Origin of the sequence: Falsiroseomonas sp. HW251 (genome assembly GCF_050563545.1) — a bacterium.
GTDB lineage: Bacteria > Pseudomonadota > Alphaproteobacteria > Acetobacterales > Acetobacteraceae > Falsiroseomonas.
In genome coordinates this window covers 210,993-222,246 of the sequence record NZ_JBNXUM010000010.1, presented here as the reverse complement: position 1 = coordinate 222,246, position 11,254 = coordinate 210,993, and the positions used below count along the sequence as shown (strand labels likewise).

Annotated in this window: 9 protein-coding genes; 7 read left to right on the top strand and 2 right to left on the bottom strand. The window is 67.0% G+C overall.

All coding sequences use genetic code 11. The annotated features are described in order from the left end of the window. The 3 genes from ACLF3M_RS14580 to ACLF3M_RS14570 all read left to right on the top strand — a co-directional run. Window positions 1-214 (top strand): autonomous glycyl radical cofactor GrcA (locus ACLF3M_RS14580; RefSeq protein WP_430657664.1); only part of this gene is annotated, 214 nt, incomplete at its 5' end. Window positions 215-224: 10 nt separating this feature from the next. After that, complete coding sequence (gene pflA, locus ACLF3M_RS14575; RefSeq protein WP_430657663.1) at window positions 225-1,055, top strand: pyruvate formate-lyase-activating protein; 831 nt, start codon at window positions 225-227, stop codon at window positions 1,053-1,055. A gap of 22 nt (window positions 1,056-1,077) precedes the next feature. Further along, a complete protein-coding gene (locus tag ACLF3M_RS14570) occupies window positions 1,078-2,670 on the top strand; it encodes an aspartate:alanine exchanger family transporter (protein ID WP_430657662.1) in 1,593 nt (530 codons plus the stop codon). A gap of 149 nt (window positions 2,671-2,819) precedes the next feature. On the opposite strand, the gene ACLF3M_RS14565 is transcribed toward ACLF3M_RS14570, so the two are convergent. Continuing rightward, on the bottom strand, window positions 2,820-3,203 hold the full coding sequence (locus ACLF3M_RS14565; RefSeq protein WP_430657661.1) for a hypothetical protein: 384 nt from the start codon (window positions 3,201-3,203) through the stop codon (window positions 2,820-2,822). Window positions 3,204-3,916: 713 nt separating this feature from the next. Here ACLF3M_RS14565 and ACLF3M_RS14560 point away from each other — a divergent pair. After that, window positions 3,917-5,512, top strand: coding sequence for an ABC transporter substrate-binding protein (locus tag ACLF3M_RS14560; protein ID WP_430657660.1), 1,596 nt, complete (start codon window positions 3,917-3,919; stop codon window positions 5,510-5,512). Window positions 5,513-5,524: 12 nt separating this feature from the next. Here the strand turns inward: ACLF3M_RS14560 and ACLF3M_RS14555 are convergent, their stop codons facing one another. Next, window positions 5,525-7,594, bottom strand: coding sequence for a BTAD domain-containing putative transcriptional regulator (locus tag ACLF3M_RS14555; RefSeq protein ID WP_430657659.1), 2,070 nt, complete (start codon window positions 7,592-7,594; stop codon window positions 5,525-5,527). A 293-nt stretch (window positions 7,595-7,887) separates the two neighbouring features. On the opposite strand from ACLF3M_RS14555, the gene ACLF3M_RS14550 reads away from it, so the two are divergent. The 3 genes from ACLF3M_RS14550 to ACLF3M_RS14540 are packed head-to-tail and all read left to right on the top strand — an operon-like array spanning window position 7,888 to window position 10,214. Next, entirely contained in the window at window positions 7,888-8,385 is a 498-nt protein-coding gene (locus ACLF3M_RS14550; protein WP_430657658.1) for a hypothetical protein, read from the top strand. Continuing rightward, window positions 8,382-9,368 (top strand): hypothetical protein, encoded by a 987-nt coding sequence (locus ACLF3M_RS14545; RefSeq protein ID WP_430657657.1) that lies wholly within the window; start codon window positions 8,382-8,384, stop codon window positions 9,366-9,368. The genes ACLF3M_RS14550 and ACLF3M_RS14545 overlap by 4 nt, the downstream gene beginning before the upstream one ends. Before the next feature lie 18 nt (window positions 9,369-9,386). Further along, a complete protein-coding gene (locus ACLF3M_RS14540; protein ID WP_430657656.1) occupies window positions 9,387-10,214 on the top strand; it encodes a 3-hydroxybutyrate dehydrogenase in 828 nt (275 codons plus the stop codon). Window positions 10,215-11,254: the final 1,040 nt, after the last annotated feature.

Genomic DNA, 11,254 nt, shown 5'->3' with positions numbered 1-11,254 from the left:
TGCGGTCAAGGCCTTCGACATGTATTTCGGCCAGGGCGGCTTCCACATGAACCTCAACGTCCTCTCCAAGGAGACGCTCGAGGACGCGATGGAGCACCCCGACAAGTATCCGCAGCTGACGATCCGCGTCTCCGGCTATGCCGTGAACTTCGTCCGGCTGACGCGGGAACAGCAGCTCGACGTCATCCGCCGCACCTTCCACGCCAGCTACTGAGGCTGCGGTGATGCTCGAAGCCGCAGGCATGGTGCAGGTCGGCAGCCGCTACGATCTGCGCGCAGGCCAGGCGCCCGATGCGCCGGAGACCGACGGTTTCGAGGGGCCGCAGGAAACCCATGGCTGGGTGCATTCCTACGAAACGGGCTCGACCGTGGACGGGCCCGGCGTGCGGCTGATGCTGTTCATGTCCGGCTGCTTCCTGCGGTGCCAATACTGCCACAATCCCGACACCTGGAAGCTGAAGGACGGCACAAGGATCGAGCTGTCGCATGCCATCCGCCGGCTGCAGGATTTCGCCCCGGCGCTCCGCGCCATGGGCGGCGGCCTGACCATCTCGGGCGGGGAGCCGCTGGTGCAGGTCGGCTTCACCAAGGGTCTCTTCGTCGCGGCGAAGCAGCTGGGACTGCACACCGCGCTCGACACCTCGGGGTTCCTCGGTCACCGCGCCGACGACGACTACCTCCGGCACGTCGATCTCGTGCTGCTCGACATCAAGAGCGGCGACGAGGACACCTATCGCCGCGTCACCGGGGTCGAGCAGCGGCCGACGCTGCGCTTCGCCAAGCGCCTGGCGGAGATCGGCAAGGCGGTCTGGGTGCGCTTCGTGCTGGTGCCAGGGCTGACGGACGATCCCGACAACATCGCCAAGGTCGCGCGCTTCGTCGCCCCGATGAAGAACGTCGAATGGGTCGAGGTGCTGCCCTTCCACCAGATGGGCGCCTTCAAATGGAAGGCGCTTGGCCTCGAGTACAAGCTTGAACATACGCCGACGCCGGCGGCGGCGCAGGTCGCCGCGGCGGTCGAGATCTTCCGCGGCGCAGGCTGTCGGGCGCGCTGAGCGAAGCGCCGGGGGAAAACGCATGGACTTCATCAGCGACCTGCTCGGCACTCAGCCGATCCTGACGCTCTTCCTGGCCGTCGGCCTGGGCTATGCCGTGGGGCAGATCACCGTGCTGGGCTTCTCGCTCGGCATCGGGGCGGTGCTGTTCGTCGGACTGTTCCTCGGCGCCATTGCGCCGAAGGCGACGATCAGCGGGCCGATCGGGCTGATCGGCCTGATCATGTTCCTCTACGGCATCGGCATCCTCTATGGCCGGCAGTTCTTCGAAGGGCTGAAGGGAGCAGGCTTGGTCTACAACCTGCTCGCCCTGGTCGCGGTGGCCGCCGGGCTTGCCGTGGCGCTCGGCCTGGGTGCGGCCTTCGACGTGAAGCTCGGGCACACGCTAGGCCTCTTCGCAGGATCGATGACGAGCACGGCGACGCTGCAGGCGGCACTCGACACGATGAAGAACAGCGAGCCCTCGATCGGCTACTCCGTCGCCTATCCCTTCGGCGTCATCGGCCCGATCCTCTGCTTCTACTTCATGACGCGGAAGGTCCAGCCGACCTTCCCCCCGAAGCCCGCGCGTTTCCACATGGGCGAGATCACGATCGAGAACCTGCCGGACGCCGGCGCGAAGCTCGGCAAGCTGATGGCCACGCTGCCGGCGAGGGTGCAGGTGTCCTCCGTCCGCCAGGAGCATCGAAACCGTCTGCCCGATCCGGCGATCGAATTGCGGCGCGGGGATGCGCTGATGGTCGCGGCAGACACGGCTGCGGCGATTCAGGAGACGGCGGCGATGCTCGGGCGGCTCGATCCCGGCCGCATCGCGAAGGACCGCGCCGACGTGAACTACCAGCGCTTCTTCGTCTCGAAGCAGAACCTCTGCGGCGTCCCGCTGGGCGATCTGCCGATGCCGGCCGGCGTGGCGGCGCAGATCATCCATGTGCGGCGCTACGACGTGGACCTAGTACCCTCGCCGGACCTCATGCTGGAGGTCGGCGACCGCATCGGCGTCATCGTCGCCAACGAGGACGTCGCGAAGCTGCGCGCGCATTTTGGCGATACCGTGAAGTCCACGGGCGACTTCAGCTATGTCTCGCTCGGCTTCGGGATGGTGCTCGGCGTGCTGCTCGGGCTGATCCCGATCCCCATTCCAGGGGTCGGCACCGTCACGCTCGGCATCGGCGGCGGGCCGCTGATCGTAGCGCTAATCCTGGGGCGGCTGCGCCGGACGGGCCCGATCTCCTGGGTCATGCCACTGCCGGCTAACATCGTGTTGCGCAATTTCGGCCTCACGCTGTTCCTGGCGACGGTGGGGATCAATTCCGGCCAAGCCTTCGTGCGGACCGTGGCCTCGCAAGGCCCGCTGCTGCTGATCATCGGCGCGCTGGTGCTTTTGACCACCGTCGCGATCGTGCTGCTGGTCGGCTACTACGTCCTGAAGCTGCCCTATGACGACCTGCTCGGCGTCGCGTCCGGCGCAACGGGCAACCCCGCGATCCTGGTCTACGCGACCCGCATGGCGCCGACCGAAAGGCCGGATATCGGCTACGCCATGATCTTCCCTTCCGCCACGATCGTGAAGGTCGTCGCTGTGCAGATCATCGGCCTGATATTTCTAGGAGGATGAGAGGAAATGTTCGGTGCACGCGTGCGCTGCGCGGGGAGGTAACCCACCGAGCAGCGGCTCCCGGGCGCTTCGATTCGACACTGAAGCGCTACGTCCACTCTCAGGCGTGCGATTAAGCCGACCGGTCACGCCGAAGGTTGGTGCGCCGTCTAAAATCGACCGATGAGGGTGGCCTGGATGCGCTGCTCGATGCCGTAGCCGCCGAGCGCCACGGAGCTCGGCGCGTTCATTTGCTGCGCGCCGCCTTCGGCATTGCGCCGGTAGTACTGGTACTCGATCCCGACATCGAGGTTGCCGGTGCTGATCCGACCACTCCGCTCCGTCGCAAAGGGGCTCCAGATCAGGTTTGCGACATACATCTGCATATTCGCGTTCAGCGTCTGCGTGGTGGAGTTGCCCGCGGTGAACTGGTCCGTGAAGGAGGGGTTATCCACCTGCGCGTAGGCCGCGCCGAAGTTGCTGCGGAACTGCGGCGACCAGAAACGTCGATAGCCCAGGAACGCACCCCAGCTCGGCGTCGGCGTCAGCGACACGGTGGTTACACCGGGCAAGCCGAGGTCGCTGCAGGAGCCGATTCCGCTGGTCTGGGCGCACCAGCGACGATCTCCGGCGCCAGTAGGGTCAGCCGCAGCAGGCTGCCGAGGTACCCACGCTCTATATTCTCGGCGCTCGCCATCTCGGTAATAGACGCATAGCGTCCCTCGTCCAGCAGCCGCTGATACCGGAACGCTCGGGCCAGCGTCTTTAGCAGCGCCGGGTCCGCACGTGTCGCGATCGCGCCCTCGGTGCCGTCTCGCACCGGCGTCACCACCGTCTTGCGGCCAGGCCTATGCCGAATGGCGAGCGGTCCGCGTCACGCCGATCAGATGGCGCCACCGCGTCTCGAGACGAACTGCCGGGAGCGGCAGCGGCTGGTGCTCGATCGGGCTGTGATGGCTGCTGAGCCGCTACTCCGCCGGCACTGCCGATCGCGAGCGCGAGGCCACCGAGCAAAGCGGCGCGTAGGCTCCAGCCGGGCAACCACTGAAGTGGCGATGGCGGTCGTGGCGCAGAGCATTAGGCAAAGCCGCCGCGCGGCGAAGGCGTCCATTATCAACGCGGCCTCCAGTGCGTGATCCCTGCCGGTCGGCCGATCGAAACTCGCCGGAGCTTGAAGCGTATTGCGGATCACAACTGCCAAACTGCAGGCGGCGAGTAGCAATCGTTGTTGCACCCAAATCGAACCACGCGAGGTGTGGAGGCGATCATGCCTGTTGCATCACTTGCCACCGGCCGCCGCGCTGCCCTTGCTGTCTGCGCCGTCCTACTCGCCCCGGCCCTCGTAAGGGCAGATCGCCAACGGGTTCTGCGATTCATACCCCACGCCGACCTCGCCGTGCTGGATCCCGTCTGGTCCGGTGCCTACGTAACCCGCAATCATGCCCTGATGATCTTCGACACGCTCTACGGCATGGACGCCGACTTCCGCATCCACCCGCAAATGGCCGAAGGCCACGACACCTCCAACGATGGCCTCCGCTGGACTATTCGACTGCGCGGTGGTCTGCGCTTCCACGACGGCGAGCCAGTGCTCGCGCGCGACGTGGCCGCAAGCATCCGGCGCTGGGCTGTCCGCGACAGCTTCGGCCAGGCGCTACTCGCCGCGATGGACGAGATCGCGTCGCCGGACGACCGCGCCCTAACGATTCGCCTGAAGCACCGCTTCCCGCTGCTGGCTTATGCACTGGCCAAGCCGGGCTCGCCCGTCTGCGTGATCATGCCGGAGCGACTGGCGCGCACCGACTCGTTCCGCCAAGTGACTGAGATGGTGGGCAGCGGTCCCTATCGTTTCTTGCCGGCTGAGCAGGTCGCGGGTGCGCGCGTGTGCTATGAGCGCAATCCTGGCTACCAGCCGCGGTCTGGTGGCACGCCGAGCCTCACGGCGGGCCCAAAGTACGCGCATTTCGACCGGGTTGAGTGGCACGTGCTGCCCGACCCCTCCACCGCTGCCGCGGCACTACAAGCCGGCGAGGTGGATTGGTGGGAAGCGCCAACCTTCGACCTATTACCCCTGCTGGAGCGCGAGCCTCATCTCGCAACCACACGGCCTGACCCGGTTGGGCTCATGGGCATGCTCCGCTTCAACCACCTCCACCCGCCCTTCGATGAGCCGGCGGTCCGCCGCGCCTTGCTGCCGGCCGTTAGTCAGGCTGCCTACGTCGCTGCGGTGGTCGGCAGCTTTCCTGAGGGCGGGCGCACTGGCATAGGCTTCTTCACCCCCGGCACGCCGAGCGCTAGCGAGGACGGGCTGGCGGTGCTGGACGGCCCGCGCGACCTCGAGCGGGCGCGGCGCGAACTGGCTAGCGCCGGCGTAGCAGGTAAGCGCATCGTGCTGATCGCGCCGAGCGACTTCCCTCTGCTGAAGGCGCAGGCGGATATCGGCGCCGACCTCCTGCGGCGGGTTGGCTTTGACGTGGACTACCAAGCGATGGACTGGGGCACGGCGATCCGCCGCCTCGCGTCGCAAGAGCCGCCCGCGCGAGGTGGCTGGAACGTCGTGCACACCTACTTCTCAGGCGTCGATGTGTTGGACCCCGCCGTCCACCCCTACCTCCGCGGAAATGGCCGGGCTGGCCGGACCGGTTGGCCGAGCAGCCAGTACATTGAGGCACTACGCGAAGCGTGGTTCGCAGCGGATGATTCTGAGACGCGGGCTGCGCTCACTCGCGCTCTGCAGCGCCAGGCTTTTGCAGACCTGCCGTATATCCCGATCGGACAATTGCGGCTGCGTTCGGCGCACCGCCGCGACCTGGCTGGCATACCGAGCATCGTTCCGACCTTTTGGAATGTCCGGCGCGTATAGGCCTTCGGCTTTTCACCCTCCAAAGGCACGCCTGAGCGCGTCTCGAAGCGCCTCGTATTCTCGAACCACCGCTCCGCGGAACTTTGTGCCGTAGGTCGCTCGCGCGGCTTCGAAAAAGCCGTCTGGATGAAAATTCGGCTGTAGCCGGTGCAGCGTTGCCGCGGCCGCGCGCGCCTCCTCCGGTCGGTTCTGGAAGCCGAGCGCAGCCGTGAGGGCGACCCAGCTAAGCGGATACCGTCCGTACAGCCCGACGGAACGCCGGCTCGCTGCCTCCATGCCGGGCATGTCGTTCAGCCGGAAGTGACACCAGCTCGCGTAATGATGCCATCCGAAGGTGCGCGGATCGCGCGGGCTCAAGCGCAGAGCGTCGGCAATTAGGCCGAGGCACTCCCGCGGATCATCGCGCGCCTGCCGCCGCACGTGTGCCAGAAGTGCGAGCCCGTTCGGGTCGTTAGGGTTGCGCCGCATCGCGTCCTCGAGCAGTACGCGCGCCTGCTCGGAATCAGCCGCGGCGTAGAGCGTGGCTTCGGCGCAGTGCGTCAGTACAAAGGGGTTGTCCGGCTCGATCGCGAGTGCCTGGGCGGCGTGGGACAGGGCCAACTTGCGCTCCGCTTCCGGGTCCGGGAAGCTGCGTAGCAGCCATCGCCAAGTATGGACGGCCGCTGCGAGAGCATGCGCCATTGCATAGTGGGGATCAGCCTCCAGTGCGCGCTCGAGTGGCCCCAGTACGCGCTCAAGCGCGGCGTGGTGGCGCCCCTGCAGAAGAACGCCGTTGGCGCGCTGCAGCCATGTCCATGCATCGGGATTGTCAGGAAGACGGCGCATTGCGCGTCCGATCTCCTCATGCATCAAGCGCGGCTCCAGCCGCGCTGCGATCTGGCGTACGACAGTGTCCCTGAGCTCCATTGCTTCGCCTAGTCTTGCACCTTGAGAGTCCGCCCAAAGATGTAGGCCGTTGCGCCCATCCAGTAAGCGCAAATTGAGCCGGAGCCGCCTACCGTCATGCTCGACGCTACCCTCGACGAGGTAGCGAACGCCCAGCTCTGCAGCGATACGGCGCACGTCGATTGCGACACCGCGATAGGCCATTGCGGATTGCCGGGCAGTCACGAAAAAGCCCGGGACATGCGCAAGCGCGTTGGTCACCTCCTCCGTCAGGCCTTCAGCCAGCACGCCACCCGCCAGCAGCTCGTGAGAAATCTCTGCGAAAGGCAGCACGGCGACGGAGGGCCGATCGTCCACGACAGGCAGAAGGCCGGCCGGTGGCGTTGTAGGCACCGGGGCCCGGTCTGGTGCGTGATGGATCCAGTCAAGCACGGCCGGGATCCCGGTTGCGGCCGGGAGCGCCGCACGCGCGCCCAGCCGAACCGTGATCTCATCGAGCAAAACGCGAGTCTCGGTGCCGGGCCCGGCACCGTTGGCAGCGCGGATAGCCTCCGCGCAGCTACGAAACTGTTCGAGCACCCGGCCCATGTCGCCCAACTTGGCGTAGTGGCGCATTAGGAAACGGTGCGCCTCCTCGCAGCTCTGGTCCAAGGCGACGAGGCGGCGCGCGAGAGCTTCGGAGGCCTGCGGCCCGCCTATCCACGCGCGTAACACCGCGAGAACCTGCTCGTGCAGTGCTTGCCGCCGTTCCCCAATCCATTCAGTGAAGGGCTCTTGCGTCGTCGGCGGGAACCCGGGCAGCAGTGGGCCGCGATATAGGGCGACCGCCTCTGCTGCGCGGGCCGGGTCGGCGAGAGCATGCTGCAACTGTATTGCATCCACCTCGGCGAGGTGGCTGGGCAGGTGCAGCGGCCCGCCTGCCGGCCAGTCCAGCGCGCGCCGCACCCGCAGGAGTTCTTGTCGCAGGCTGCCGCGCGCCTGCTCGACGCTCCGACCTTGCCAGAGCAGTGCGGCAAGGTCGTCGCGCGTCCAGGGCTGCTCGGCGAGTGCAAGACAGGCGAGCAAGGCTATACCGCGGCGTCCCAGCCCGGAGACCGGCGCTCCGTCCTCGCGGTGCACCTCGAACCCGCCGAGCAGGCGGATTCGTGCGCGGGGAGCAACGTCTCGGTCGGGCAGGGTACGCGGCGCCTCATCCATCCGATCGCTCATCGGACTCCCAGATGTCCGGGACATCCTTGCAGAAGCTAGTCGGCGTCGGCGTATGAAACCCCCGTTACGATGAGAACCTCCTTTGACACCGTCTCCGCTGCGTCAATCAATTCTGGTCCGGCTTTGATGGCTTTTTGACGCCGCTGGCGCCGATCCCTCGCGCAACGTGACGTCAGCTTCGCCCTGCGACTTCGCCTACGCCACATCATCCGACTGGATGATGCCGCGGGCGCAGCGTCGGACGGACGCTCTCGCGGACGCGACTCTTGGGAAGAAGCCGCATGACGAGATTACTCACCCACGCCGCGCTTCTGGCGGCGGCACTGATCTTTTCGCCTGCTGTCCATCAGGCACAGGACCGGGAGAAGGGGTCGGAAGATTGGCTCGTCCCCACCCCCAGCCCGTCCGAACCGCGCGAGGAGGTGCGGGCCAGGCACGCGCCTGATGTCCGTGGCGCCATGCGCCTCGTCGAAGGCGACGACCTAATCGCATTCTGCCGTCCGGCGGCCTGGGCCGCGAAGCCCTGCTTCTGCTCGGTCGAGCAGGTCGAGACGATGGTCACACCGGGCCAATTCATTCTGCATATGCGTGAGCGCCTCGCGGTCGGTTCGACGAGCGCGGCCGAGCTGCGTGCAGCTGAAACACACGCGCGTGAGATCTGTGGGGAGGGTGGGGTCGCAGCATCTCTCGATGCGTTCGGCGCGGCCGAGATCACGATCAACTCCTCGCAACGACGCGGGGTGAGCCCTATGCAGCGTGTCACCCGAGCGGCGCCATGAACGCCGGGGCCAACGCGCTTCTTGCCCGCGCGGGTAGGAATGGCCCTGTGCTGCTCTGCGGGGGCGTGCTGATCGGCTTGATCACGCCGGCGCTGGCCGACGCCGCGCGCCCGCTGATGGGTGTCGCCGTCTTCGTCTTCACTCTCGGCGCCTTTCTTAAGGTGGATGGCACCGTCTTCCGCCAGGAGGCGGCCGACAGGCAAACCATCTTTCTCATTGTTGCCTGGTCCACCTTCGGCGTCCCGCTGCTTGCCTATGTTCTGGTGCAGGCGCTGCGGCCCGGGCCGGACATCGCCCTCGGTCTTCTGCTGTGCACGCTCGCACCGCCGGTCGGCAGCGCCGCCGCGATCGCGGCGATGCTTGGCCTGAGCGCGCCGCTCGCGCTGTTGGCCACCATCGCGGCCACCCTCGCGGCACCGCTCTACCTGCCACCGCTCGCGGCGACGCTTGCGGGCGCTGAACTCGCAATCGACCCGCTGACCATGTCGTTGCGCCTCGCCGCAATAATCGGCGGCGCAGGCCTCACGTCGTGGCTGCTGCGCCGCTACGCTGGTCGGTGGGTGGCGGAAAACCCCAACGCCATGACGGGTATCGCCGTGCTCGGGCTGCTATTGGTTGCGATCGGCGCCATGGGAGGCATGCGCGAGCAGATCGTGGCGGGCCCCGCCCGGGCGCTCCTACAACTCGTGTTGGCATTTCTGGTCAACGTCGCGCTGCAGGTAGTCGGGGCGCTTCTCTTTGCCGGGCTTGAGCGCCGGCGTGCGCTGACGGTGGGCCTCGTTAGCGGCAACCGCAACATCACCCTCGTCTGGGCCGCAGCCGCGCCGTTCCTCGCTCACCAGCCCGGCGTCGAGTTGTACCTAGCGATGAGCGTCTTCCCGATCTTCATGCTGCCAGCGGCGACGCAGCGGATCGTCGCGGCGCTGCTCGCCCGCCCAGCTACCCGGGCAGGCGCCACCCCGCAGCAGGTCAGCCAACGATAACGAGGAGGTCCGCCCCCAATGGATCGCTTCCCTTGTGAAACCGCTACCATGGCTGTTCCCGGCGCCCAGCTCAGCGGTCGGATAGCGCTCGTTACCGGTTCCACACGTGGCATCGGGTTTGGCATCGCCAAGGCCCTATACGCTGCCGGCTGTGATGTCATGCTGAGCGGCCGTGGCGAGGAAGGCGAGCAGGTTGCGGAACACCTCGCGCGGTCCGGCGAACGAGGTCGGGTCGGCTATGCAGCCGCCGACCTGCGAGAGCATGACGCCGCCACGGCGTTGCTCGCCGCCTGCTCGGCACAGCTCGGCGAGCCCGACATCCTCGTCAACAACGCGGGCGTCCAGCATGTCGCACCGGTGGCCTGCTTTCCCGACGAGCGCTGGGACGAGATCATCGCGCTCAACCTTTCTGCCGCCTTCCGCCTGTCGCGCTCCGTGCTGCACGGCATGCGTCGGCGAGGCTGGGGCCGCATTGTCAACATCGCCTCTGTCCACGGCCTGGTCGCCAGCGAAGGCAAGTGCGCCTACGTCGCCGCGAAGCATGGCCTGCTCGGCCTGACGAAGACGGTTGCGCTCGAAGTGGCGGGCGACGGCATCACCTGCAATGCGATCTGCCCCGGCTGGGTGCGCACGGAGCTTGTCGAGAGGCAGATCGAGCGCATCGCGGCGGAGCGAGGCGTCCCCATTGAAGACGCGGCTTCCGAGTTGCTGCGCGCCAAGCAGCCGATGCGGCGCTTCTCGACTCCTGAGGGCATCGGGGACCTCGTCGCTTTCCTCTGCGGCGAGAAAGCCGCCACGATGACCGGCTCCGCCATCACCATGGATGGCGGATGGGTCAGCATCTAGGTGACAGCAATCATCGCGCACCCTCGTTGATGTCGAAGCAACAGGTGCGGTGCCTGGTGACCGATTGCTTACCCGCCCAGGCACGCCGACTATGGCTCATGCGGCAGCGTTTTGAGGGCACCATGGCTCTGTCCGGCCGTCCTCGATACGCCTCCATCATCTTCCTGCGGTCGTCGAGCCCGGCCTATCGGTCCGGAAGCCGTTCAGTTGCTTCATGGCGGCTGACATCGCCCGCAACTCCGACATGCTGCGCAGCGCGAACTTCGAGCCGGAGTAGGACCGGTCAGGGTCGGACTCAGCGGTAGCGGCTCATAGTCAGGCGATCCACGGCGCTCGCGACGGCCGTAGTCTGCACACGCATTAGCCACACCCTGCACAGGTCATAAGCCCGCGCCGCTCGCGCGCTGGCTCGATCAGGTAGCCGCAGCGATAGCAGTTCACGCCATAGTCGTTCGGGTCGAACGGGTCAGCTGCGCGTCGCGTCTTCCCTTTACTCTTGCGCCGGGTGCGCTTCGCCCGTGGCTGCACGGCAGCCTCAGCAGCGTCGGCAGCAGGAGCGGGCGAGGGCTCTGATTCGGGTTTCGGCGGCAGACGCGTCCAGGTCGGGATCACATGGCCGACCTGTTCGCTCACTGGCGCCTTGGCCGGCTCGGACTCTGGCACGGGCGGCGGCGCGGACCGGACCCAATGCTCCGGCGTCCGTTCCGGCGATTGTTCCTCCAATACGTAGCCGCGCCGCCGCGGCACCGGAGCGTCATCGTCGGCCTGCCCCCGGCTCGCGATGCGCGCCAGAGGCTCTCTGCGGCGGCGAGGAAGGCCCGAACACGGCACGGAGCGACGACCGGCAGTGCGGCCAGAGGCACGCCTCAGATGCCGCTACGGTCCAGGCATATGGCTGGCGCGTATCGGGGTGGATGCCGTGCAAGACAAACTGTTTGCCTCTCCCAAGCACCTCGACCTGCGCCTTGGTGCCGTCCGCCAGCCAGAACTCGGCTGTCTCGGCCTTCGCGAGGTTCGACGGCGCGATAGGCAAGGAGCAG